The following is a 23,807-nucleotide window of genomic DNA, read 5'->3' on the forward strand; positions in this document are numbered from 1 at the left end:
ATTTGCCTTTATCCTGATTTTAATAACACCACGATTTCATTACACCAAGCCAGCCAGCCCATTTCGTGGTGAATTCCCCGTAGCAAGGTCATGTACTCAAACTTTAGAGTATTGGACAACGTTTGAGGATCTTTAAAGTACTGATTCTTAATTTCTTGATAAATTGCTAATCGTTGTTGATGTTGCTGTCGATGGGCTTCTAACTTTGCCACTATCGTCTTGTTAGACACGAGATGTCCTGCATAGAGTTTCACGAGTAATTCATCTTTGATCGCTGCCATCTCTTCTGGCTCGGCAATCCACTGACACAACTGCTGTTTCCCCAATGCCGTCACTGTATAAATGCGTTTGTCAGGTCGATTCTCCTGCTGCACTGATTCCGCTTGCACCCACTCTTTTTCTTCTAGACGGTTCAGTTCTCGGTAAATTTGTTGAAAACTAGCGTTCCAAAAAAAACCAACTGACCCTTCTACTGAAGGATTGAACCGCTTTGCTAGATCGTAGCCACTGCTCGAAGCACTGACTAGGACTGACAGAATGGCATAGCTAAGAGACATAAACTTTGAGTTGACATATTCACTAAATTGAATATAACATAAATTGTGTATTTAATTTAGTGAATAATATTTTTGTTGAATATATCTTATCCCAAGCAACACTACCAAGCACTCAGAAGAGGTCAAGCATAATGAACTATTCCATTTACCAAATTAATTTGCCAGAGCATCCAGAGGCAGTTGTCTTTGTTAACGGCTTTTTGACACGCAATCGCACAGGATTTTTCTGGATGTGGAAAAATGCATTTTGGATTCAGAACGCAACTGCCACAGCAGAAGGTTGCGTACAAGTCAAAGCAGGAATTTGTGGACCCAACGAACTCGTTATGGTCAGTTACTGGCGTTCGGAACATGACTTGAAACAATTTTTCCGAGGTGAAGCACATCGGCGGATGATGCAATTTGTGATGAAGAATCCTAACAGCCTGTGTTTGTACAACGAGACATATCGACCGTTGCAGAGCGGCAAATATAGCCACGAACCGCAAGGTATGGCAATGGTGTACCCGAGTTTGACACAATAGAAAAGAGTTCAAACGATTTTTCATGGAAAGGCTATGCCAACACACAGAGGTATGGGATGTCAGCACAACAAGTAGCGGTCATTGATTACCGCAAAGTCAATGCAGCAAACTCGCTATTACCCAAACCATCCATCCTCTCAAGCTGTGGCTGGAGCCAACTGCATTTGGAAGTTTACCAACAGCCAAAATTTGAAATTGCAGAGCACCAACATACGATGCACGTCATTGCCCATTCTCCAGTGTCCTCTTGTTTTCCCGCATCCTCAAAAGGAGAACGGTGGTTGGATGGCAAGTTGTACCGCGAAACGCGACATCAAGGAGATATTGCAATTCTTCCTGCAGGTATTCCCCATAGCTGTAACTGGGACGGTTCAGTTGAGTTCGCAATTTTGGCAGTTGAGCCTGCACTTCTCCAACAGGTCGGTCAAGATATTGTGAATAGCGATCGCATTGAACTCATTCCTCAGTTTATGGATCGGTCGGATGCGCTGCTACAGGGGATTTTCTCAACTTTGAGAGATGAAGTAGAGGTTGGCAAAATCGGTGGGGATTTGCTAGTTGATAGCCTTAAAACCACATTAGCGCTTCACCTCTTACGAAACTATTGCACCACACAACCCAAGGTATCTGGTTATTCAAATGGATTATCTCAATTAACGCTCCAACAAGTGACGGAGTATATTCACGAGCATCTGGATCGGAACTTGAAACTAGTAGAGTTGAGTGCGATCGCGCAAATCAGCCCCTATCATTTTCTCCGTTTGTTCAAACAAAGGATGGGTATAACTCCACATCAGTACATTCTACAAAGTCGAATTGAAAAGGCAAAACATCTGCTGCAGCATAGCGATTTGAGTATTGCAAATATTGCCGTGCAAACTGGTTTCTCCGATCAAAGCCACTTGACGAAATGCTTCAAACGCACAGTAGGAATAACTCCTAAAAAAAGCATGAAGGATAGAAATCGCGCAAAAACTTACTAAAACTCCGCAACTTTTTTCTAGAGTCCTGCCATGAAAGCTTTTTAAGCTATTAACAGTAGGTTCTACTGGGGAAAAAAGATGAAAATTGAACAAACTGAGGTTTCGATCTCTGCACCGGATGGACAAATGCCTGCCTTCCTGCTGACACCAACCGAGCCCAACCACAAGCCTGCTGTTCTTCTGCTGATGGAGGCTTTTGGCTTAACGTCCCACATTCGAGATGTAGCAATCCGAATTGCGAGGGAAGGATATGTGGTACTCGTTCCCGATTTGTACTATCGCGAGTTACCTAACAATAAGTTTGGATATGATGAGGTAGAATCAGCGATGGCAATGATGTATCGCCTCGATCTTAAATCTGTGGAAGCAGATATTCGAGCGGCGTTGGCTTTTTTGAAGTCGCAAAAAGATGTGTATCGCGATAAGCCGGGGGAGGCGGCGCTGCCATGCGAACGCATTGGGGTGACTGGATTCTGCTTGGGTGGAGGATTAAGCTTTCTTACCGCTTGCAAGTTCTCAGCCGAAATAGCAGCCGCCGCCCCTTTTTATGGCATGGTGCTAGATGAGTGGATTGATGCAGTCAAAGATATTACTGTACCCGTCCACTTGTTCTTCGGAGGAGTCGATCCGTTCATTCCGTGCGATCGCATTCGGCAAATTGAGTCGCGGTTCCAAGAACTTGGGAAAGACTACACGTTGAAAGTTTACCCCAATGCAGGTCATGGTTTTTTCTGTCACGAACGCTCCGACTACAACCGCTTGGCGGCGGAAGATGCTTGGCAACAACTGACACAATTCTTCAAGCGACATTTGCACAGAGAAAGCTAAAAATTGTATGTCAAATCCGTTTGTATCGGAATTATTTCTGTTTATCTTTTCCTCTGCGCCCCCTGCGCCTGGAGTAGTTTTTTAATCACGTATTTTTTAATCATTATGTTTGGATAGCGTTCAATCCAAAAGCCAACAACCCACAAAGGAGTATCAGAGCGATCGCATACAGGGTTATGGTAGTGCGTTTACTCCAAAGCCAGATTTGTTTGTAGGAAAGTTGATGATTCTGAATGAGAAAGAATGCTGGAGGATTAAATACAAAGGGCAATAAACGACTCAGTATAAGTCGCACAAAAAAGTTGTTGCTGAAAACTTACTCATTACCAAACTGCAAATTCTGTCTGTTTTCGTTGTTCAAGCGATCTAATACCAATTCTATGTGAAATTGCACATTATTGCCCTCACATTGGAAATGTGGACGGCAGGCGCTACAACGGGGGGAACCCTCCGAAGTTTGCTATTGGGGAGTCAGTGCGGTCTTGGGCTTTGCCCAAGTGAAGCATCTGACGTGGAAACCCCCAAGCCGCAACTTCTCTCCGCAACGCGCTGCCTCGGCTATACAAACAAAGCCTGCCTAAGCGCAAAGCGCACGCTACGCGATGCCGCAGGCTATGCCCGTAAGGGCTATACGCAGGCTAATTGTATGCATCTTCATAGAAAATTGGTATAAAGCCTAAGACTATCTCTTGAGGAAGAGAACTGTTAAATTCAAATATATGTGGAGGTGATAACTTATGACCCCAACTCAAACACAAACTGAACCAAAAATCTACACTGTTGATGAGTTTATCGAATGGTATCCAGACAACTCAGTAGTACGGTACGAATTGCATAAAGGAGTGATAATCGAAATGCCCCCACCAACAGGCAAACATGAAGGCGTTGTCGGGTTTTTAACAATACAAATAGCGTTTCAACTTTTACAGATGGGGCTACCCTACCGCATCCCCAAAACCGTGTTTGTAAAAACACCCGGTAATGACTCCGCCTATTGCTCCGATATTTTGGTGCAAAACTACGAGAATGTTGTGAATGAACCAAACTGGGAGAACCAATCAACTCTATCGTTACCCACATCCGTTCCCTTAGTCGTCGAAGTTGTTAGCACCAACTGGCGTGATGATTACTACGATAAATTCGGGGATTATGAAGAAATGGGCATTCCTGAATACTGGATTGTGGACTATGCTGGGTTGGGTGGACGCAAATTTATCGGCAATCCCAAGCAGCCTACAATTTTCGTGTGCGAACTTGTTGATGGAGAATACCAAATGACTGCATTTCGGGGCAATGATTTGATAGTGTCCCCTACCTTATCGCAGTTAAAGCTGACTGCAAAACAGGTTTTTGATTCGGTTGCATAACATCAAGTTCGGTTAATTAGTTAACGGGAGACAAGGGAGACAAGGGAGAGGTGTTTGTAACTCCTACACGAACTGCTATAGAGACAGATATGTTTATTTAACTACCGATTGAGAGCGATCGCGTAGCAACTGCTGTGCCGCATCGCTAAAACTTTCTACAAAATTACAGGACTTTTAGACAGTCTTTTGGAGTTGAAGCAACAGCGCTTTGACAGAGCTTGCTATGTTTCCACTCTCTAAGTAGAGAGGCGCAAAAAAACCGAATTATATAACGAAGCCTAAAAACCTCTTCCCTTCTGCCCTCTGCCTTGTCATGACGACAATTTTTAATACCGACCTACTTAACCTAATTCTAACCTCACAACAAACTCACAATCTCAATCCACAATAGCTCTTGAGTTAAATCAAATACCTAATTTAGGTCACACAAAGCTAACAGGAGACACAAGATGTATTGCAACCAGTGCGAACAAACAACGAGAGGAGAAGGATGCTTCCAACGGGGCGCGTGTGGTAAAAGCCCGGAAGTAGATGCTTTACCAAAAAACTGGGTTTAAAGCCCCGTCCTTCAAGGACGGCTTTACATTATTTTATCTAGCAATATAGCAGATAAAATATGTTATAATCAGGACATGATAGTAAGAGAAGCCAAGCTAAAAAACGGAACCAAAGAGCAATACTTAGCCCTTGATGAGGCTATCAGAACAACGCAGTTTATTAGAAATAAAGCTGTACGGTTTTGGATGGACAATAAAGGAGTTAGTAAAGCTATTTTGTACAACTTATGCAAAGATTTGGCAGCAGAGTTTCCTTTCGCAAAGAAGTTAAACTCTGCTGCTAGACAAGCTAGTGCTGAACGGGCTTGGGCTGCTATCTCTACGTTTTATTCACGATGCAAAAAAGGTTCGGGGAAGAAAGGCTATCCAAAATTCAAAAAACATTGCCGCTCGGTAGAGTACAAAGTTTCGGGATGGAAGTTATCAAGTGATTGTAAATCAATCACCTTCACTGACGGCTTTGAGGCTGGAACTTTTTCTATATTTTGCAACAATGAAACTCAAGAAGACTTGCACAGATTAAAGATTAATCGGGTGCGAGTAATTAGAAAAGCAGACGGTTATTATGCTCAGTTTTGCTTTGATGCTGACCGCAAGGAAACAGGAAAATATACGGGTAACGTTGTTGGGTTAGATTTGGGGTTAAAGTTTTTCACCAAAGATCAACACGATAATGCCGTGATATATCCACAATTCTTGCGTTCGTCAGAAAAGCGATTAAAGAAAGCCCAACGCCGTCTGAGTAAGAAATTCGTCAAGGGTGCTAAACCCCAATCAAAAAACTATCACAGACAAAGGAAAAGACTGGGTAAAATCCATCTAAAAATTCAGAGGCAGCGTCAAGACTGGGCAATTAAGCAAGCTCGGTGCGTAGTCCACTCTAACGATGTGGTTGTCTATGAAGATTTAAAGATTGCCAATATGGTAAAAAATCATCAATTGGCTAAGTCCATTTCTGATGCTGGTTGGTATCAATTCACTCAATGGCTAGACTATTATGGCAAGATTTGGGACAAAGCAGTTGTGGCGGTGTCACCTAACTACACATCACAAGATTGTTCTAATTGCGGTCATAGAGTGAAAAAATCTCTCAGTACCAGAACGCATTCCTGTCCTAAGTGCAAAATTGAACTATGCCGAGATACCAATGCGGCTCTGAACATTTTGCAAAAAGGAATGAAGATACTCGGTACTGAGTGGCAACTAAACGGTACTTCTGGGCAAGAAGAATCCGCCTCTTGCGAGGGAAAGCATGGGGAGAAGACCGCCTCTACTATTGAAGGGAAACTCGATATAGCAAGTGGACTTCTGTGAACCATGAACTAGAATCACCGTGGCTTCAGCCCGGTGAGTATGTCAAAAGATTTACTACTTCATAGTTTGCGCGGATTGGGGCAAGTAGCACTTTCCGCACATGAATTGGGCATTTCCTGTCGGGAAGCCGATATTTTTGCGTGTGAAGCCCTGTTTTCTACTCTTACCAATGTTAACTTTGATAGCGATAAATTTGTTGACTATATTTATAAAAGTGTTGCTTTACGAGAAAAGATTAAATCCCAAATTCAATTAACTGGTAAATCCCAACAATGGTCTGGATTAGCTTGCTTTACGCCAGCAGAAACCAAAGAAGGCTTAACTCAACAAGGCAAAGACGCTGAATACGACTTCATCAGTCAATCTGCCATAAATACCGATATCTTCTCGCTAAAATTGACTGTTATATACGGCTTAAAAGGTATTGCAGCGTATGCGTATCATGCAGCAAGGTTAGGTCAATACAACAATAAAGTATACGCCTTCTGCCATGAAGCTCTTGCATCCCTAGATTCCCAAGATAAAACCCTAGATGACTGGGTTGCAATGGCGCTTAAATTAGGAGAAATTAACCTCCTGGCAATGGAACTCCTTGATTCAGGTAACACCCTGAGCTACGGACACCCCATTCCTACCGCAGTCCCTCTCAATGAAAAACAAGGCAAAGCTATTTTAGTATCGGGTCATGACCTCAAACACCTAGAAGAATTACTCAAACAAACCGTTGGAACTGGCATTTCTATTTACACTCATGGAGAAATGCTACCCGCCCACGGTTATCCAGGACTAAAGCAAAAATACCCCCATCTTTACGGACACTACGGTACCGCTTGGCAAAATCAGACCAAAGAATTTCCCCAATTCCCCGGTCCAATTGTTATGACAACCAACTGCCTAATGCCACCCCACGATTCATATAAAGACCGGGTTTTCACTCTCGGTCCCGTAGGCTGGTCGGGGCTTTTCCATTTAGAAACTGAAGACTTCACACCCGTTATCCAAAAAGCATTCCAACTGCCTGGATTTGCTGAAGATGGCGAACTGCGTACAGTGACCACAGGGTTTGCTCGTAACGCTGTATTAAGTGTTGCTGGAGAGGTGATAGAAGCAGTCAAACAGGGAAATATTCGCCACTTCTTCTTAGTTGGTGGTTGTGACGGAGCAAAAACGGGTCGTAATTACTACAGCACCTTTGTAGAAAAAGTACCCCAAGACTGTATCGTACTGACACTAGCCTGCGGCAAATTCCGCTTCTTTGACAAAGAGTTAGGAAGCATCAATGGTTTACCCCGATTAATGGATGTAGGTCAGTGTAATGATGCTTACTCTGCAATTCAAATAGCGCTAGCATTAGCGAACGCTTTTAATGTAGACGTGAATCAACTGCCACTATCAATGATTCTCTCTTGGTATGAGCAGAAAGCAGTGTCTATTCTACTCACCCTACTCTATCTGGGGATTCAAAACATCCGTTTGGGTCCAACTCTACCAGCATTTATTTCACCCAACGTTTTCAAGCTGCTGTCTGAGAAGTACCACCTCATGCCTACCACAACTCCAGATGCCGATCTGGCTGCTTGTCTTAGTTAAGTTATACCATTTTGGATTTTAGATTTTAGATACGTGGATTGAGAAAGTCCTACTTAGGCTGGATTTGTGCCTACTATCTGTCGCATTCTTTGTTTAAATTGGTATTATCATGGCGATCGCGACAACCCAACTGCGCTCGTCTACCAATTGTCTGGCAACAGAATGAGGTATATAGCAATTTCCAATGTCTTGAGGTACACCGAAGAAATAATTAACTGCAGCCCATAGCAGATGGACGCAGATATATCTGTACCTCAGCAGACTAGGAAATGCTACACTTGATTTTCTCTTGTTTGGACTAGTCTATTTATACACCCTGTTGAAAATACTGACATTTCACATAAATGGAGGGGTTTCACGCAACAACGAATTATTGAGGATTTCAGGCGATGTCATTAATTACCTCAATGAGATCTTCTTTAAACCAATGCTGTTTACCTTCTTGTTCGCAAAGGCTGAAACCCTGATTTTTAGGTTCATTTCCGAAAGTTTGTGGTTTACCAAAATTACAAGTCTATGAAATCATTGCTATTGTTAAGTAATGGGCTAGAGTAAAGAACACTCGCTACCCGTCCCGGATTATTTCCTGATTGCCCAATTAATCAATCCAGTGATGGCGGCGACAACTACGGCTACAAAAAATGGGGCAATGAGCGAACGCCACCCTTTTAAGTCCGCTAGGTCGGTTGTATTTTTCTTCGTGTCTACTTTAATCTCATCAACAGTTTTTTCGAGATTAGTCAGTTTTGTATCAATGTTTTTATTGTCACCCTTAACTGATTCAATGGCTACCTTAGTCTCAGTCCTAAAATCGTTAACATCTTTGTGTAGGTTGTCTAACTTCTGATTCATCTGCTTTAAAACTTCTTCTAATGAATAGGTGACTGTTATCGGTGATTGGCTCATGATGTTATCCTCAAAGTGTAAAGGTTTTGCCAGTCAAAGAATGGTGCTCATCGTTGAAAGACTAATGACGCGATTTGGTTGCAAGCTGCAAATTGAGGTGACAATAACAGGTGAGTACACAGCCCGTCAAGCGTACTCCTTCTGAATCTTAGTCTTCTTCGGCACGAGCTTTGTAATACTCCCTCATTGACTCTTTTCTACGGAAATTTCCGCACAAGTTGGCTTTATTATAATACTAGTGTACTGTATTTTCAATCTTCCCCCTTCATATCCAATACTTTTTGCCGCCATTTCTCTAAGTCCGTTTCCTCTGGTCGAAAATAGGAAATTTTGGGGTCGAGATCGCTAATCAGCTTAGCTTAAAGCTGTTGTCTTTTACTTCTCAATCACAAACGGTTAGCGATCGCTCTATCAAAGCACAGTCTCTCTCAGAACCAACCTAATAGAACTTCCATTTGATTTTTGAACTGCACGTAGGTAAGGTAATACTACAGAAAAATCTCATGTGATTGGCAATTTTCACCCAATAGGGCTTAAAATTTTTCAGCATCAGAGTCAGTTATTTGAGAAACCTAATCTCTAAAACTGGTATCCACTCTTTGCGTGATTTCTCCTCGCTTCACTGGTAGCAAGTTTTCCCTCGTGTTGGCGATAGTGACGTATAGGGGAATGTGACAATCAACGGCGGCTAAAACTAAAGCAGCAGACATAGTTTTTGTCCCGCCAGTGTAGTCAGCAATGATTTCATCTTCTGGGTTTTGTTGCTGCAAAGTGCGAATGCAGGATGAGGCATGATGGTAACATTCTGAGAGGTTATCGGGATTTTGAATCAAAATGAGGTCGCGATCGCTTTGAAAGCTTTCTCCCAATCCAACTTGTGTGGGAATATTTGGTAACTTTTCAATAACTTCGGTTCCGCGTCGGACTTCACAAGGGGTTCCTTCTCCAATCACTTGTGAGTTGCTACCATTGTCACCGTCAGAACAAAGAAAAATGACGCGATTGGGTTGCAAGCTGCGGATTGAAGTAACCATGGGTTGGAAAGAACCGCCAACGGTAACTAGCAGAATTTTCGACATGGATAGATTGATAGAGTAAATTTTTCAGATAGGTTTAGCATAACTGACATGATATTGACAGCATTATGTTGGGATTTCAAGTTTCTGTAAGGCAGATTGATAATTTTCTAAATTGTAGAACTTACGCATTGACAAAAAAAACAATAAGTGCAGAGAAAGAAAGCAGAAAAAAACAAACGATCGCTTGTTAGCAGAGGCGTAAAAAACAGATAATTTACTTGTCTTTGTTCAAGGTTCGGACGATTAGAGCAACTACTAAGCCATCAACAGCTAAATATTAGACCTGAATCCTTACTAATTATTCTCCTTTTTCAGCAAATCCACCCAGCATATATGAAACAAATTTTTCGATATAGTTTATTGAGTTTGACTGTATTAACCCTAGGATTTAAATCTGGCGCTCCCGCCCTAGCAGAAGCTAAAGTGCTGCTCAAACCAGAGGCGCTAACAGTGGTAGGAACTCGTGGAACAGATGCTCTTGAAACCAGAATATTAACCGTGCGTTCAACTGCCCCTGTTACTAACTTACGCATATATGCTTTTGATTTGTATAACACCAATCGCGAGCGCGTCTTTCCTAAAGGCTTGATTACAGTTCCTGAAACTATTGACCAAGTCAATGTCGATCGCCTACAAAACTTTCCTGTGAATTTTAAATTACAGCAAGCTCCAAGCGGTGAGTTTCAGGGTGATATCTTGCTCAGCTACCAGGGAAACGAGGTTTTGGTTCCCGTGACTGTTCGGATTAAAGACCCCTGGTATTTGCCGTTTGCCGTACTTGTATTTGGTGTGATTTTGGGAACAACTGTCTCCAGCTACAGCCGTTGGGGCAGAACAACTGATGAAATTACTGTGGACTTAGAAAGTTTGCGAACACAGTTTGAAAGCGATCGAGAAATTCCTGCCTCATTTGCATCACGCATCTCCACTCACCTAGTAGATGCTAAACTGGCGCGGGACACCAAGCAAATAGAAGCAGCTAGACAGTCAATTACGGAAGCCAGAAATGTTTGGGGGAGATGGTTTCGCCAGAGGGAAGAGTGGCTAGTGGTGTGCAAGTTGGGAACAGATTTGGAAAAAAAACTAGCAGATTTACCCCGACAGGAGTTGCACACTCGTTACATTCAGGCAATCCAGCGCGATTTGAAAGACACGCTTAGCAGAGTAGTAAACTTCGCCAATCCCAAAGAATTAGCAGAAAACATTATGCGTTTATATCAACATTACTTAAATTATATACAAGTTACTCATCAACTCATAGATTTTCAGCAACTGCTTGATGGTTTCAAGCCTAGCCAGTTAGAACCGACCGCTCGAGATACACTGCAAAACCTACAGGACAAAGCTACCAATCTCAAGCAGCAGTTGAGCAACCTTCTACCTTCAGAACAGCTCATTCAACCTGAACTACAGGTGATACAGGAGGAAATTGTTGCGGCTACTATAACTTTCCAAGAACTAAAACATAAAATTGAGGAAAGTTTAGGGTTCGACAAGGTCGGAGAATTTAAACCTGGGCAGGACAAGTTTGTAGGAGTTAATACGTCTGTTAGTCCTACTGTGGCAGTTGGGGAAACACCTGCCCCATCTGTTAATGAAGCTTCATCTTTCCTGGCTGAGGAAAATCCAATTTTAAAGGTAATTACAGCATTAATACCCAACCCGAACCAGAGGTTACAGCTCTTCTCCTTTATAGGTTATTTGACTACGATCGCTTTTCTGGCAGGTACAGGTTTTAATCAACTTTACCTGGAGCAGTCAACTTTTGGGGCTAATGGGTTGAGGGATTATTTTGCCATCCTAGCTTGGGGATTTGGTGCAGAAGCAACTTGTAGTGCTGTTACTAATGCCCTGCGAAAAACAGACGAATCTAAGCCCTAAAACTTTTTTAAGTATTTAGGACTTACGCATTGACAAATTAGACAAACAATGAAGTAAAAGAAATTAGGAAAAAACAGGCGATCGTTAATCACTCTTGGACTGGAAAGACGCATAATTTACGTCCAGAGCATATTTAGGGGTTCAAACCATTAGAGCGACTACCAAGCCATCTAGCGCCAAGTGCGATCTCAATACTTCTACGTTGTTTCTGTTGGCAGAATCAAGATATCACGGCTGTACACGTTTGGCAGATATCATGGAAGATTTGTCTCATGATAGCGTCAATAGATTTTTGCTACGTGAGCGATATGAACCCAAGGATTTATTTGATGAAGTTAGCCCAAAAATTAACTTAATCTGGTTTAATAGTGTATCTGAAAAGTTTTGGTCAGGTGAAGGTCTTTCAAAGAAGTTTCAAAAACGAAACAAAACGATATTACATTATGTATATCCCTGAGAAAGATGTACTTGACACAATTACTAAAACAGAATTTAGGGAACTTCATTCAATACATTGGGGTATTGAATGTTACCACAGGGATATTAAACAAGTGTGTGGCATTAGTCGATTTATGGTGAGCCAGCGCGTTGCGGGGGTTCCCCCCGTTGTAGCGACTGGCGAACCCGTAAGGGTGAGGACATCTGAAGCAATTAGAACTCATTTTTTTAGTGCAATTCGAGCTTTTACACAACTAGAACTAATGCGCTCCGAAGAGTTAATTGAAAATTGGTATGAAATCCAAAGGAATTTATCTCTTCAAGTAGCTCGTGACTTTATTTTAGAACACCTAACACAGAAGTTGGGCTTGACTGCATAGTATCAACTTTCTGTCAATGCGTAAGTCCTACTATTCACTCCTGTTAGCAATGAAGTTGAAGAAATGCAGAAAATTATGGTGGCAAGTATTAATAAACTTAAAACTTAGAACCACGTTCCTCTGCATCCTTCTGCCCTCTGCCTTTTCTTCGTGCCATTCCATTTCTAATGTGAGGGCAATAATGTGCAACTTCACATAGTATTACGCATTCGCTGAAAATAAAGGAATATTTTCAGCCAAAGCATCCTTAACCAATATTCCCTGTTCTCGTGCCCAGAATTGACTTAAAAAGTGAATTTGTCTTAAGCCGACAATCAGATTTAACCCAGGTACAAACAACCACCAAACTACCAAAGGTTCTTTCATTCCAGCTTGACGGTAAAGTTTGTTGACTGTTTGGTACAACTTAAACTGCACGATATAAATCCAAACGACCCCAAGTAAGGAAAACCAACCAAACCATCCCGGAACATCTGGATCGAATATCCGCAGTAATTGGGGAACAACTACCCCAAGAACAAACGGTGCTAAACAGAGCGTTCCCGACCAACCATAACCGTTATAGCGCCTTAGTTCTTCTTGAATAATCCACTTGTACCACCCGTAGTAAAGCAATAGGGTAATTCCAGAGAAGAAAATCACGCGCCACAGGGGACGGGGTTGACCCAATGGTTTATCTGACATACTGATGAAGTATTAAATCTATTTTTTTACATTTCTTAATTAAATTTATATTACTACTATTTTGTATCCGGGGGTAACACCAAGTTGAGTTCATACATCGTACTTTCTCCCCTGTCTCCCCTATCTTCCTTGTCCCCCCAGTCTCCCTTGTCCCATCAATAAGTGATGTCTTTGAATGCAACTCCGCATTACTGGTATTTTGAGGATTTCTACAGATACTCCAAACCCCCTTAGAAAGGGGGCTTGCGGTGAATTCTAAAAAAGTTGGGATTGCAGCTTAAGTTTGCTGCTGTGCGACTGGTTCTGTTAGCTTTTCTTTATCCAGGCGACGCTTTCTTGCATATAACTGGATAGTGACTGCCATAAAAATTACAAGACCAACAACACCCCAAGCAGTAATATCGGTAGGAAGATTGTTCTTGAACACCGCTAGCAGGACAATCACCACCAACATGACTGTCGGTGCTTCGTTCAACGCTCGCAGTTGCTGGCTACTCCATTTGCATTCATCCTTTGCCAGTTGCTTCATCAGGCGCTTGCAGTAATGATGGTATCCTATCAACAAAAGCACCAATCCTAATTTGACGTGCAACCAACCTTGCTTGAGAACTTCCGGTTCGGTGGTTAATAAACCAATTGCCATTGCTACCGTCAAGAACATCCCCGGATTGGTGATGATGTTGTAGAGGCGCTTTTCCATGATTTGATACTGATTTTTTAGTATCGTCCGTGCGGGTTCTGGTTCTTCGTTAGCTTCTACATGATAGATAAAAAGACGTACCAAGTAGAACAAACCAGCAAACCAAACTACTATTCCAACAATGTGAAAAGCCTTAAACCAAGAATAAGCCATGAATCTTTGTCTCCGTCAAAGGATTGTTTTGGCACAAGTTAATGATTTCGAGGTGCTATGTAGCAATCCTATCTGAATTTATGAAACTGCACTTTTTCCCCTTAAACCTCGCTTGTGCCGTTCCACTAAGAAGAATATTGTACGGAAATCAAATTGAAGGTGAGAAAATGGTCAGAAAAATTAATGATTGAGGTTTGCCATTTATCACTTGTTAAGTAAGCCGGTATTAAAAATTGTTGTCATGACAAGGCAGATGGCAGATGGCAGATGGCAGAAGGGAAAAGGTTTTTAGCTAAATTTACTTTTTGTTACATACTTCGGTTTTTTTGCGCCTTTCTACTTACAGCAAATTTCAACCTGGTGAGGTACAAAAATTACCCCCCTCTGTCCCCCCTTACCAAGGGGGGATGAAAGGGGGGTGTACCTCATGAGACTGAGAAAGGCTATATTTTTCGGGGTAGCTGTGGTGTTGGTTGGAAAATGCTTGCTGAGGCGGAGCCTCAGCATCTCCATTCTCAGGCTCCGCCTGGGAACGGGGGGTGAGGGGTGGGAACTAGAAATTTCTTATACTAATAAATCCGCGTCTTCTACTCCCTTTATAATTGAGTCCGCGCAGGCGGTGAGTCTAGTCCTGCAGGCGGGTTTCCCGCCGTAGGGAACTAGCGAACCCGGAGGGACTTCGTTTGTATAGCCGTGATTTCTAATCACTAGGGCTTATTGGGGTGATAAAAACGGATTTGGTATTATCCCTTAACGCGCACGAAGGGCAAAAGATCTTGAAGAATCGGCTCTGAATGGTGTTCTTGAGGATAGTGTCCTCCACCATTTAGTTTGATTAATTCACCTTGGGGTAGGGTATTGACAAAATTTTGTGCTATGTCTACCGATAACCAGGGGTCTGTCGTACCCCAGTGAAGTAAAACAGGCTGTTGCCATTGTGGAAAACCTGTTTCAATTTCTGCCATTGCTTTGTCTAACTGCAAATTGCGAATCGTTGCTAAAAGACTTCTTCCAGAAGCGGAACTTTTTAAATAAGGTTTGCGGTAAACGTCCAAATCTCTTTCGGGTATGACATATCGACTTCCGCCTTCTAGGGTGCGATCGACAAGTAAGGGATCTTGAGTCATCATCTCACCTGCTAGTGGCAATCCCATTTGTTGAATTTTCCAAGGTAATTTTGCCTGCTTGGTAACTGGTGCATTCAAGATGACTACATTGGCTATTTGTTCTGGATGTCGCAAAGCATATTGCAGTCCAACGGAACCTAAAAAGCCCTGCACAACAAGAGAAAATCGTTCAAGTTCTACGGCTTTGATAAATGCTTCTAGTGCATTAATAAAAGTATCGGGTGTGTAAGCAAAATCTCTTTTTTCTGGTTTGGCTGAAAAACCAAAACCAATCCAATCGGGTGCAATGGATTTGGTTCCTTGTTGTGCCAGTGCTGGCATTATATTACGCCAACTATAACTTTGTGATACTAAACCGTGTAATAACAATACGGGAAGCAAATCTGTTCTACCAACAGGTTCAGATTCACGATAAAACCACTCTAAAGATCCTGCTTGAATTTTGTTTTCTGTTATTGTCATTTTGATTTAAAATGCCTCACGCAAAGGGGCAAACTTTAAAAAAGTATGAAAATTGTACCAAAAAAAGATGAAGGATAAAAAACAGTTTATATCTGGCTTGAGCCTCCCAATATTATTGATGGAAAAAATGTTTATTATAATTTTCTTACACCCTCAATTTATTAATGGTATTTACTTCATAATTCATAATTCATAATTCATAATTTCTCAATCATCTCACGAATCGCGCAAGCAGTTGCGGGTGCAAGTAAAACGCCGTTACGGTAGTGACCTGTTGCTAACAGGACGCGATCGCATCCGGGTAACGGACCGATAACGGGTGCAGGGCGTCCTTCGGGGCGCGGGCGCAATCCCGACCACATACGGGTGACTGTGGCTGATGCTAGTTCGGGACAAAATGCGATCGCCTGTTGTTTGACGGATTCCAACAGTTCTTTGTCGGCTAGTATCTCCTGACTCTCGGTAGGAAATTCTACAGTTGCGCCGATCCAGTAATCCCCACCACCCACGGGAACGATGTGGACATCATGTCCGGTGATAACTGGTTGAAAGTTTGGATTTCCCAAAGGAGATTCCAAGCGTACTTGTAAAGCTTGTCCTAAAACCGGGCGGATATCGATCGCTTGCTTCAATTGTGCCAGTAAAGGAGATGAACCCAGCCCTGCTGCCATAACCAACCAATCGCAAGGAATTTTTCCTTCGGTTGTCGCAAGGTAATAGCCATTCCGATCGCTTCCCCTTTCCAAGGATTCTATACCCAAAACCTCAACACCGAATTGAAAAGTCACACCGTGATGGCGTGCAGCATCAACCAAAGCCAACGTCAGTGCTGTAGGATCGATTTGGCGATCGCGAGGAGAGTACACAGCGCCGATAGCTTTGTCGCTGTCAACTTGAGGACACAACTGCTTGAGTTTTTCTACATCCCAAATTTCTAAAGGGAAACCTTGAGAGTGACGAATTTCTTGCAACTTTTCCCACTCAGTTGTGTTATCCCCCAACAAGCAAAGACTGAGAATGCCTTGGCGATTAAAAAGAATTTTACGACCAGTCAGAGCTTCTAATTCAGGAACAAGGGTCTCATAACGCTCCAGGCTGGTTTGACGCATTCGCCAAGCATTGCCTTTCACTTTTTGGCTAATGATACCCATTAAAACGCCTAACGCTGCGCCTGTAGAGGCTTGAGCAGGTGGTTGGCGGTCAACAACAGTGATGTTTAGCCCTTTAACTTGGCTGAGTTCATAAGCAATTGCGGCTCCAACCACACCACAACCAACAATCAATACTTTCATCTCTTTTAGCAGTAAGAGGGGAGGAAGAGAGACAAGGGAGAGGGGGGAGACAAGGGAGAGGATTCTACCATACACTGCTTGTCCCCCTTGTCCCCTTTTCCTCGTCTACTCCTTCACCTTACCACTCCTAACTCTCCTCAGCCTGAGTACCGGGTTGAGGAACAAGTTTGAGGAATTTGTCGAGATCGCTAAAAGCGGCTTGAGAGTTGATAACAGCTTGTTGATAATTTGCGACCTCAGCAGCTTGGTCAACTTTAACCAGGTGGTCTAACAAATTTTTCACGTTCTCTCGAGCCGATTTTTGGTCTTGGGGTAGCAGATTGGATGTGATGTAATTCATCGACAACCGTGCTTCTGCCATTGGACCGTGGATAAAATTCCTAACTTTTACCCATTGTTTTGTTTGGATCAGTCTTTGCAGTTCAGCTGCGCGATCGCTAACAGCCTGAACTTCAGGGACATAAGTTTGAATTTTCTCTACCTGAGCTTGAGTGTACGTTGGAGGTGCTGTTGCGACTGAAGGACCGCCACAACTAACCAAGAATGTTGCCAACAATACAAGAACCACTGACAGAATTGAGCGATAACGCGCCATAACCTAAAGTTGTATTTTGCCTGTTTTTGCCAATTACTCAGTGACATTTTATATCGCCACGGTATCTTCTCGTTCTTGTCTGCAAGGGATTTTGCTGAAAATCCGTCAACAGTCCTTCACCTTACTCTACCAAAAGGCCAATTTTTGCTTTTCTCTTGAAAAATTTAAGTACAATTGCTTAATATATATAATTTAATTCCAAAAGTATCAGACTAAGCTTTTTGGAACTCCAGCCACAGCAATTGTCAGGAAAATCTCATGTAAAGTTGCCCGGACATAGAACTTCTTGATATTTAGTATAATATATAACATGAAATACAACAAGCCTTACTGGTGCTTATCTCTCTTCACATCTTTATAGGAGTCAACGCAACAGAGGAGTTAATTCGTGAATGCAGCTGAGATGGCAAAAAACCTTGAATTCGCCAGCAAGATTGCTACAGTCGTTAACTTGTTTAAATTTGAGTTTCCAGATGCTAGATCTGACCTCAAACCTTGGAGAAACGATCCCCAAACTAGAGAATTAATAGATCCAGATTCCATAGACATTGGCTTTCATTTTCCAGGTATTAGTAAATCCTGGCAAAGCCGCAGCATCTTAATTCAGATACGGTTTTATCATGACCCTGTTAGCAATTTACATCGTGCAATCGGGCTAGAAGTTTCAGGTTTCAACCATCTTGGCGAACAGTGGCGACTTTCTACAGTAGAAAACTGGAATTTTGTGGGTGTATCCGAACCCACCCCAGAAATTGGCGACAAACTAAAACTTTTTTGTCGCCAAGTCTTAGAAATATTTAATGGCTAATGGCTAATAGCTAATGGCTAATAGCTAATAGCTAATGGCTAATTGCACTATTAGCCCTTCGTTGTATCTCAGGAGCACAGACGCTATGTGCAAGGCACACGCTCCGCGATGCCGCAGGCTATGCCCGCCAGGGCTATACGCCAGTTGCTAGGGCGCGGGAAACCCGCCTGCAGCACTGGACTCACCGCCTGTTTTCTCTGGACTCACCATTAACCCTTCGGGTTCGCCCTTCGGGTTCGCCAGTCCCCTACGGCGGGAAACCCGCCTCCAGGGCTGGTCTCACCAGTCCCCTACGGCGGGAAACCCGCCTCCAGGGCTGGTCTCACCATTAGCCATTAGCAATTAGCCATTAGCAATTAGCAATTAGCCTTTATCCGACACATAAGTGCTAGAACGCTTGCCAAAAATTGTGTAACGATTGTCGCGAACTTGTTCGTAGATGCGATCGCCTACCCATTTGACTCCCGGTAATGCACGATAAGCATCTACAAAGATACTGCCATTGGGTAGAAGTTTTCCAATTTCTTCCGCAGCATCACTGCCTTGCCACCGTCTCTCAGGAGCGTTTGCGTCTAAAAGGATCATGCCTAGTTCACAATTGCTTGGGGTAATACCCCATTGTGAAACCTTTTGCTCGTCTTGCATGGGAATGTAACGGAACAATTTTCCTCCATCAAGGTTTTCCAGTATCTGCACGAGGGTGACACAGAGATTGCAGTTGCCGTCGTAGATTACAAAATAACTCATTAGCTCTGTAGGTGTTTGAACGCTTAGTGTGTTAATATTTTTAGCATTAAGTTTTTTTCTTTTCCATGCACCGCTTTGGGCTGTTGAAAAGGTCAAATACAAGGTAACTCGCACTCCAGCAATCGTTTCTAGGGAAAAAACGATGCCACAAGAGAAAGTCATAAGTGTGAATTTTGCTCGAGAAGATGCATATGCAAAAATTTTACCGCGATCTCCTCTTGCTTCAAGCTACGGTGCTAATTGGGAATGCATTCGTTTAGATCATCATTTGCAGCCTGCTCATGAGACGCCAGAACACAGCCCCCAACAGTATGCGATCGGTATTAGCTTGGAAAAACAGACATTCAGTGCCAAACGGACGTTGAATGGCGATATGCGATACGAACGCATTAACTATGGCGATGTTGCAGTGGTTCCAGCACACACCCATCATAAATTCACTTGGGACTCAGAGGTAGAATTTTTGGTTCTGAGCTTGGAAGAGATCATGTTTACCCGCGCTCTCTATGACTCTGTGAATTTGCACCAAATAGAAATACTACCTCATTTTGCTACCCCGGACCCATTAGTTCATCATATAGGATTGGCACTTAAGTCAGAACTAGAATCGCCAGATAAAGGTAGCCGTCTTTATATAGAATCTTTAGCAACAACTCTTTGCATTCACATTTTAAAACAGTACGCTGTTTCTTCTACAAAAATTGCTACACAATCAGAAAGTCTCTCGAATGTAAAATTACGACAAGCTATTGAGTATATCAATCAAAATTTAGAAAAAGATTTAACCTTGACTGAAATTGCTGCAGTAGCAGGCATGAGCATATACCATTTCTCAAGGTTATTCAAACAATCAACAGGTTTTTCACCCCACCAATATGTTTTAAATTCACGAATAGAAAAGTCCAAAAGATTATTGTTGAAGACTGAAGAAGCAATAGATCAAATATGCCAGCAAGTCGGTTTTCAAAGTCAGAGCCACTTTACAAATGTCTTTCGGAAAATAATAGGTACGACACCTAAAGCCTATCGAAAACAAGTGAAAATTTAATTGTAGAAAATTTTCAGTACCATAGGGTGGGATAGCCTCCCCTATGTTTGTCATGGGTAATACATCTAGAGAGAAGGGAATATCCAGAGTCTTTAGTTCTATATTTTGCAATAACTTATTAGGAATAAAGCACTAGATGAAATTAGAGACACAGTACCATGTATATCCGCGTGGGGTTTTGTAGGATGAAAACATGGAACAACCAAAAACGAGTTTCTACGTAAAAATATTTAGGAGTTCGGATGAAGTTCAAGTATATATCAGTATTAATTCTTGCTACAACAGCTACTATTATAAGTACATCTGCAATCAGGGCACAATTTCCACCAGGTCAAGGGCAAAATCCAGGAAGACAAGGTATTCTCCTTTCAGAGCAAGGACCACCAGATCTTCAGGAGCTTAATCTCAGCGAAGAGCAAAAGGATAAACTGAAAGAAGTTCGAGAACAGACGCGTGCTAAGTTTGACGAAATTCTTACAACAGAACAACGCAATACCTTAAAACAAGCTTTTGAAGCAGGTCAGAAACCGCCAGAAGCAATGGAGTCAATCGGCTTATCTGAGGAGCAAAAACAACAAATACGGGAAGCCATAGACTCAGAAAAGCAAAAAATCTCTGAGATTCTGACTTCCGAACAAAAACAACTCATACGCGATCGCATCGAGCAAATGCACAAAGATCGTCCAGAAAACCCTGGTGGATTTCCTACATAAGTCAGTGGGTGCAATCATCATCATCAATGGTTTCTAGTTGCAATGTATGCTTTCGACGACCTTATTGCAAGCACAGACAGCACTACTACGAGCCAAATACAAAGATTTTACTTTTCGTTATATACTTGGGAATTTTCTGCCTTGCTACTTAGTTATGTGCCAATTGGCGTTTCACCACGACTTTATCTGTCTCGACTTGTAAGAGGATGTTTGAAAAAGCTTCATATTGGTAATCTGATTTGAAACCGAGTATCTCCTGGGTGAGAAAACAACCGAATATCCCCTTGATGCTGTCCTACAACAATGCGATAGACAATATGTAAACCCAAACCCGTCCCCTGACCCACACCTTTAGTCGTAAAAAATGGCTCAAAAATGCGAGACTGAATCTCTTGAGGAATACCAGGTCCATTGTCTGCAATTTCTACTAACAATAAGTCATTCTCACAATTTGTACGAATCCAAATTTTAGGGCTTAGGGATTGGGATAATTTGTCACCAGCCCCCATGCTCCCTTCTTCAGTCGCTGCTACCAAAGCATCAATCGCATTATCTATCAAATTCGTCCAAACTTGATTGAGTTCATTTCCATAAGCAAAAATGCGGGGTATTTCACAATCAAACTCCCGAATAACTTCCACACAAGTTCGCTTGAGCTTGTGATTTAAGATTGTTAAAGTAGTTTCAATTCCTTCATGTAAATCTATTTCCTGAAGCGGTGCTTTATCCATGTAAGAATAATCTTTGACTGCTTCAACAAGGGTAGAAATTCGTGCAGTACATTGGTCTATTTCATCCAATAAACCAGTTTCTTGCAGCGTCACATCTATCCATGTCAACACGCTACTCAGTAACCCCTCACTGATATTTTTTCTAACATTTTCCAACCACTCAATATCTAACCCTGATGTTACAAAAGTTGGGGCAAGTTTCCAGGGATTGGTTACAGCGTGTGCTTCTAACCATTGCACGAGTTCTTCCTCTAAATCACTTTGCGCGAGCGGATCTAGTTTTGCTGCTGTTCTTGCACGGGCTACGGCATCTTTTTGCAAATCTGCAACAAAAACTTTTTGGGTGCAAGTCATTTGTTGCTGGTTGAGCTTAATTGTCAGTGGTTGCAATACCTGTCTTGTTTGACGCAATCGATCCGCAGCCCTGCGACATGCAGAAGCAGGGTTGTTCAACTCGTGAGCCAAACCAGCCGCTAACGTCCCCAGCGATACCAATCTGTCTCGATGCTGCGATATTGTCTGTACTTCCTGCAAACGTTCCGCCATTGTTCGTAGAATCGAAGTCATGACACAAGTGCAGCTAGAAAGCATTTCCCAAAATGTTTTGTTAGTCAATTGAAAAATATGACACTGGGTTACAGCGCGACCGCTAGCCCAGAAATACTCTTGTCCCATCAAAACAGGCAATTCCCCAAACAGAGTCTTTGCATCATAAATCGCTAACAAAATTTCTTGATTGCCAATTTTCTGTGTAATTTTTATTTGACCTTCAAGCAGTATAAAAACATGGTCAGCACGGTCACCCTCAGAACGGTGTAATTCACCAGGTTGCCGCCATACTTCTACTCCTTCGTCCAGCAACCATTGTAACTGTTTATCTGATAGTTTGGAAAAGAGCGGAACTTCACGTAAAGTGTTGGTATCTAACATGACTGGTCGCCGGTCGCTGTTACAAAAGGTAAACGAACCTGAAAGCAGGTATGGCCCTGCTGAGATTTAACGCTAATTTTACCGTGATGTCTGTTAACAATAATACGATAGGCAATTTCCAAACCCAAACCAGTCCCTTTCCCTACCCCTTTAGTTGTAAAAAACGGTTCAAAAATTCGGGATTGAATTGCTAGCGGAATACCGACTCCCGTGTCAATGATTTCTACCACAATACAATCCCCATCTTTACACGTGCTAATTGTCAAATCTCCTTTGCCGTTCATTGCATCTATGGCATTGTCAATCAAATTTGTCCATACTTGGTTGAGTTCACCCGCATAAACACAAATTTTTGGGAGATTGCGATCGTAATTGCGGTTAATAATGACTCCGTGTTTGAGCCGATGATGCAGGATAAGTAAAGTATTTTCAATTCCCTCATGTATATCGATTTCCTGTAAGGGTGCTCGATCCATGTAGGAATAGCCCTTAATTGCTTTGACTAACTGGGAAATACGAGTTGTGCTTTGCTCGATTTCATCAATCAGCCCGTAAGATGCTAGTGAAGCTTCGAGCCATTTCAGAACACTGCCAAGACAATCCTCAGGTATATTGTCAGCAAGGAAATCAAGCTTTTCTGTATCGAGGAAGCCATTGACCAAGGTGGGGGCGAGCTTCCACCCATTGCTAACATTATGGTCTTCCAACCAGTCTGTAATTTCGTCTTCTCTGTCGCTTTGAGTCAGGGGATCGAGTTTAGCTGCACAAGTTGCTTTTTCTGTAGCTTGACGTTGAATATCGGTAATAATTTTAATTTGCTCTTTAGAAAGTAAATTAAGTTGTAGAGATAAAGTTTGCAACTCTTGAAAGTTCTCGCGCAATTGACACGATGCTCGTCGCGCCGCCGCCCCTGGATTATTCAATTCATGAGCAAGCCCTGCTGACATTTTACCCAATGCAGCCATCTTCTCTTGTTGTCTGAGCTGTGCTTCCACATCCTGAGTGCGTCCAGCCATAGCTGTGAGAATTGTGTCAGCCACAGGCGAACATTCAGCGAGAATATGTCTGAACATATCGACTTCAATTCGTAAAACCCGACTGGGTGCGATCGCACGGGCGGTAGCTATAGAACTTGCACCGGTCAGCATTGAAATTTCACCCATGAATTCACCGGTGCGGTGAACAGCGAGCACTCTCATCTCATTTCCCACTTTCTTGACAATTTCGATTTCACCTTCTAGAACGACATGAAAGCTATAGTTGGAATCACCTTCATTAAAAAGAACATTACCTATATCGAGTTCTATTTCCGTACCGTGCTGCTTCATTTCCTCCAATGCATCATTTGGCAATTTAGGAAACAGTGTCATTTGATTGGAATCGTGCAGCATGGCAACTCCTTTATAAAAATAT

The 23,807-nt window shown here is 42.4% G+C and carries 23 protein-coding genes and 1 pseudogene; 13 read left to right on the top strand and 11 right to left on the bottom strand.

What is annotated here, in order from left to right; all coding sequences use genetic code 11:
- Nucleotides 1–8 precede the first annotated feature (8 nt).
- Nucleotides 9–557, bottom strand: coding sequence for a PadR family transcriptional regulator (locus AB0756_RS23945; protein WP_038076779.1), 549 nt, complete (start codon nt 555–557; stop codon nt 9–11).
- A gap of 131 nt (nt 558–688) precedes the next feature.
- Between AB0756_RS23945 and AB0756_RS23950 the strand changes: the two genes are divergently transcribed.
- The 7 genes from AB0756_RS23950 to hcp all read left to right on the top strand — a co-directional run bounded on the left by AB0756_RS23950 (nt 689) and on the right by hcp (nt 7,720).
- A complete protein-coding gene (locus tag AB0756_RS23950) occupies nt 689–1,081 on the top strand; it encodes a monooxygenase family protein (protein WP_038076781.1) in 393 nt (130 codons plus the stop codon).
- A 56-nt stretch (nt 1,082–1,137) separates the two neighbouring features.
- A complete protein-coding gene (locus AB0756_RS23955; RefSeq protein WP_050045207.1) occupies nt 1,138–2,064 on the top strand; it encodes a helix-turn-helix domain-containing protein in 927 nt (308 codons plus the stop codon).
- Between the two features lie 78 nt (nt 2,065–2,142).
- A complete protein-coding gene (locus AB0756_RS23960) occupies nt 2,143–2,892 on the top strand; it encodes a dienelactone hydrolase family protein (RefSeq protein WP_038090882.1) in 750 nt (249 codons plus the stop codon).
- A 109-nt stretch (nt 2,893–3,001) separates the two neighbouring features.
- Entirely contained in the window at nt 3,002–3,166 is a 165-nt protein-coding gene (locus AB0756_RS23965) for a hypothetical protein (RefSeq protein WP_153021548.1), read from the top strand.
- A 463-nt stretch (nt 3,167–3,629) separates the two neighbouring features.
- Nucleotides 3,630–4,259: a Uma2 family endonuclease gene (locus AB0756_RS23970; protein ID WP_038090880.1), complete on the top strand. Its 630-nt coding sequence runs from the start codon at nt 3,630–3,632 to the stop codon at nt 4,257–4,259.
- Between the two features lie 632 nt (nt 4,260–4,891).
- A complete protein-coding gene (locus AB0756_RS23975) occupies nt 4,892–6,130 on the top strand; it encodes an RNA-guided endonuclease InsQ/TnpB family protein (RefSeq protein WP_050045131.1) in 1,239 nt (412 codons plus the stop codon).
- Between the two features lie 39 nt (nt 6,131–6,169).
- Complete coding sequence (gene hcp / locus AB0756_RS23980; RefSeq protein WP_082051590.1) at nt 6,170–7,720, top strand: hydroxylamine reductase; 1,551 nt, start codon at nt 6,170–6,172, stop codon at nt 7,718–7,720.
- 579 nt (nt 7,721–8,299) lie between these two features.
- On the opposite strand, the gene AB0756_RS23985 is transcribed toward hcp, so the two are convergent.
- Nucleotides 8,300–8,626, bottom strand: coding sequence for a hypothetical protein (locus AB0756_RS23985; RefSeq protein ID WP_038086622.1), 327 nt, complete (start codon nt 8,624–8,626; stop codon nt 8,300–8,302).
- Here AB0756_RS23985 and AB0756_RS23990 point away from each other — a divergent pair.
- Nucleotides 8,625–8,771: a hypothetical protein gene (locus tag AB0756_RS23990; RefSeq protein WP_153021549.1), complete on the top strand. Its 147-nt coding sequence runs from the start codon at nt 8,625–8,627 to the stop codon at nt 8,769–8,771. The genes AB0756_RS23985 and AB0756_RS23990 overlap by 2 nt on opposite strands.
- A 427-nt stretch (nt 8,772–9,198) precedes the next feature.
- On the opposite strand, the gene AB0756_RS23995 is transcribed toward AB0756_RS23990, so the two are convergent.
- A complete protein-coding gene (locus AB0756_RS23995) occupies nt 9,199–9,705 on the bottom strand; it encodes a hypothetical protein (protein ID WP_038086618.1) in 507 nt (168 codons plus the stop codon).
- Between the two features lie 333 nt (nt 9,706–10,038).
- On the opposite strand from AB0756_RS23995, the gene AB0756_RS24000 reads away from it, so the two are divergent.
- A complete protein-coding gene (locus AB0756_RS24000; RefSeq protein ID WP_038086615.1) occupies nt 10,039–11,586 on the top strand; it encodes a hypothetical protein in 1,548 nt (515 codons plus the stop codon).
- A 148-nt stretch (nt 11,587–11,734) separates the two neighbouring features.
- Nucleotides 11,735–12,404 (top strand): annotated as a pseudogene (locus tag AB0756_RS24005) (hypothetical protein).
- 201 nt (nt 12,405–12,605) lie between these two features.
- On the opposite strand, the gene AB0756_RS24010 reads toward AB0756_RS24005, so the two are convergent.
- From AB0756_RS24010 to psbQ, 5 genes are all read right to left on the bottom strand, one after another.
- Nucleotides 12,606–13,088: a hypothetical protein gene (locus AB0756_RS24010; RefSeq protein ID WP_038086608.1), complete on the bottom strand. Its 483-nt coding sequence runs from the start codon at nt 13,086–13,088 to the stop codon at nt 12,606–12,608.
- 277 nt (nt 13,089–13,365) lie between these two features.
- Nucleotides 13,366–13,941 carry a protoporphyrinogen oxidase HemJ gene (hemJ, locus tag AB0756_RS24015; RefSeq protein WP_038086607.1) on the bottom strand — a complete coding sequence of 192 codons (576 nt, stop codon included), beginning with the start codon at nt 13,939–13,941 and terminating at the stop codon, nt 13,366–13,368.
- Between the two features lie 743 nt (nt 13,942–14,684).
- Nucleotides 14,685–15,530, bottom strand: coding sequence for an alpha/beta fold hydrolase (locus AB0756_RS24020; protein ID WP_038086604.1), 846 nt, complete (start codon nt 15,528–15,530; stop codon nt 14,685–14,687).
- 197 nt (nt 15,531–15,727) lie between these two features.
- The gene (locus AB0756_RS24025; protein WP_038086601.1) at nt 15,728–16,822 is read right to left on the bottom strand and encodes an NAD(P)/FAD-dependent oxidoreductase; all 1,095 of its coding nucleotides are present in this window, start codon (nt 16,820–16,822) and stop codon (nt 15,728–15,730) included.
- Between the two features lie 127 nt (nt 16,823–16,949).
- Nucleotides 16,950–17,417, bottom strand: a complete 468-nt coding sequence (psbQ, locus tag AB0756_RS24030; protein ID WP_038086598.1) for a photosystem II protein PsbQ — start codon at nt 17,415–17,417, stop codon at nt 16,950–16,952.
- A gap of 388 nt (nt 17,418–17,805) precedes the next feature.
- Between psbQ and AB0756_RS24035 the strand changes: the two genes are divergently transcribed.
- On the top strand, nt 17,806–18,225 hold the full coding sequence (locus tag AB0756_RS24035) for a hypothetical protein (RefSeq protein ID WP_038086595.1): 420 nt from the start codon (nt 17,806–17,808) through the stop codon (nt 18,223–18,225).
- 363 nt (nt 18,226–18,588) lie between these two features.
- Here AB0756_RS24035 and AB0756_RS24040 read toward each other — a convergent pair whose 3' ends face one another.
- Nucleotides 18,589–18,972, bottom strand: a complete 384-nt coding sequence (locus AB0756_RS24040) for a thiol-disulfide oxidoreductase DCC family protein (RefSeq protein WP_038081996.1) — start codon at nt 18,970–18,972, stop codon at nt 18,589–18,591.
- Between the two features lie 142 nt (nt 18,973–19,114).
- Here AB0756_RS24040 and AB0756_RS24045 point away from each other — a divergent pair, with 142 nt between their 5' ends.
- Complete coding sequence (locus AB0756_RS24045) at nt 19,115–20,020, top strand: AraC family transcriptional regulator (RefSeq protein ID WP_038081959.1); 906 nt, start codon at nt 19,115–19,117, stop codon at nt 20,018–20,020.
- 242 nt (nt 20,021–20,262) lie between these two features.
- Nucleotides 20,263–20,733, top strand: coding sequence for a Spy/CpxP family protein refolding chaperone (locus AB0756_RS24050; protein WP_038081957.1), 471 nt, complete (start codon nt 20,263–20,265; stop codon nt 20,731–20,733).
- Nucleotides 20,734–20,954: 221 nt separating this feature from the next.
- Here AB0756_RS24050 and AB0756_RS24055 read toward each other — a convergent pair whose 3' ends face one another.
- A complete protein-coding gene (locus AB0756_RS24055; protein ID WP_038081954.1) occupies nt 20,955–22,394 on the bottom strand; it encodes an ATP-binding protein in 1,440 nt (479 codons plus the stop codon).
- Nucleotides 22,388–23,785, bottom strand: a complete 1,398-nt coding sequence (locus AB0756_RS24060; RefSeq protein ID WP_038081952.1) for an ATP-binding protein — start codon at nt 23,783–23,785, stop codon at nt 22,388–22,390. Before AB0756_RS24060 ends, AB0756_RS24055 begins: the two co-directional genes overlap by 7 nt.
- Nucleotides 23,786–23,807 lie beyond the last annotated feature (22 nt).

It is taken from the genome of Tolypothrix campylonemoides VB511288_2 (genome assembly GCF_045999855.1).
GTDB classification, from domain to species: Bacteria; Cyanobacteriota; Cyanobacteriia; order Cyanobacteriales; family Nostocaceae; genus Scytonema; species Scytonema bouteillei_A.

What these genes read in the sequence shown, in the direction of transcription:
- AB0756_RS23945 (WP_038076779.1), bottom strand. Translation starts at nt 557, where the DNA reads ATGTCTCTTAGCTATGCCATTCTGTCAGTCCTAGTCAGTGCTTCGAGC.
- AB0756_RS23950 (WP_038076781.1), top strand. Translation starts at nt 689, where the DNA reads ATGAACTATTCCATTTACCAAATTAATTTGCCAGAGCATCCAGAGGCA.
- AB0756_RS23955 (WP_050045207.1), top strand. Translation starts at nt 1,138, where the DNA reads ATGTCAGCACAACAAGTAGCGGTCATTGATTACCGCAAAGTCAATGCA.
- AB0756_RS23960 (WP_038090882.1), top strand. Translation starts at nt 2,143, where the DNA reads ATGAAAATTGAACAAACTGAGGTTTCGATCTCTGCACCGGATGGACAA.
- AB0756_RS23970 (WP_038090880.1), top strand. Translation starts at nt 3,630, where the DNA reads ATGACCCCAACTCAAACACAAACTGAACCAAAAATCTACACTGTTGAT.
- AB0756_RS23975 (WP_050045131.1), top strand. Translation starts at nt 4,892, where the DNA reads ATGATAGTAAGAGAAGCCAAGCTAAAAAACGGAACCAAAGAGCAATAC.
- hcp (WP_082051590.1), top strand. Translation starts at nt 6,170, where the DNA reads ATGTCAAAAGATTTACTACTTCATAGTTTGCGCGGATTGGGGCAAGTA.
- AB0756_RS23990 (WP_153021549.1), top strand. Translation starts at nt 8,625, where the DNA reads ATGATGTTATCCTCAAAGTGTAAAGGTTTTGCCAGTCAAAGAATGGTG.
- AB0756_RS23985 (WP_038086622.1), bottom strand. Translation starts at nt 8,626, where the DNA reads ATGAGCCAATCACCGATAACAGTCACCTATTCATTAGAAGAAGTTTTA.
- AB0756_RS23995 (WP_038086618.1), bottom strand. Translation starts at nt 9,705, where the DNA reads ATGTCGAAAATTCTGCTAGTTACCGTTGGCGGTTCTTTCCAACCCATG.
- AB0756_RS24000 (WP_038086615.1), top strand. Translation starts at nt 10,039, where the DNA reads ATGAAACAAATTTTTCGATATAGTTTATTGAGTTTGACTGTATTAACC.
- AB0756_RS24010 (WP_038086608.1), bottom strand. Translation starts at nt 13,088, where the DNA reads ATGTCAGATAAACCATTGGGTCAACCCCGTCCCCTGTGGCGCGTGATT.
- hemJ (WP_038086607.1), bottom strand. Translation starts at nt 13,941, where the DNA reads ATGGCTTATTCTTGGTTTAAGGCTTTTCACATTGTTGGAATAGTAGTT.
- AB0756_RS24020 (WP_038086604.1), bottom strand. Translation starts at nt 15,530, where the DNA reads ATGACAATAACAGAAAACAAAATTCAAGCAGGATCTTTAGAGTGGTTT.
- AB0756_RS24025 (WP_038086601.1), bottom strand. Translation starts at nt 16,822, where the DNA reads ATGAAAGTATTGATTGTTGGTTGTGGTGTGGTTGGAGCCGCAATTGCT.
- psbQ (WP_038086598.1), bottom strand. Translation starts at nt 17,417, where the DNA reads ATGGCGCGTTATCGCTCAATTCTGTCAGTGGTTCTTGTATTGTTGGCA.
- AB0756_RS24040 (WP_038081996.1), bottom strand. Translation starts at nt 18,972, where the DNA reads ATGAGTTATTTTGTAATCTACGACGGCAACTGCAATCTCTGTGTCACC.
- AB0756_RS24045 (WP_038081959.1), top strand. Translation starts at nt 19,115, where the DNA reads ATGCCACAAGAGAAAGTCATAAGTGTGAATTTTGCTCGAGAAGATGCA.
- AB0756_RS24050 (WP_038081957.1), top strand. Translation starts at nt 20,263, where the DNA reads ATGAAGTTCAAGTATATATCAGTATTAATTCTTGCTACAACAGCTACT.
- AB0756_RS24055 (WP_038081954.1), bottom strand. Translation starts at nt 22,394, where the DNA reads ATGTTAGATACCAACACTTTACGTGAAGTTCCGCTCTTTTCCAAACTA.
- AB0756_RS24060 (WP_038081952.1), bottom strand. Translation starts at nt 23,785, where the DNA reads ATGCTGCACGATTCCAATCAAATGACACTGTTTCCTAAATTGCCAAAT.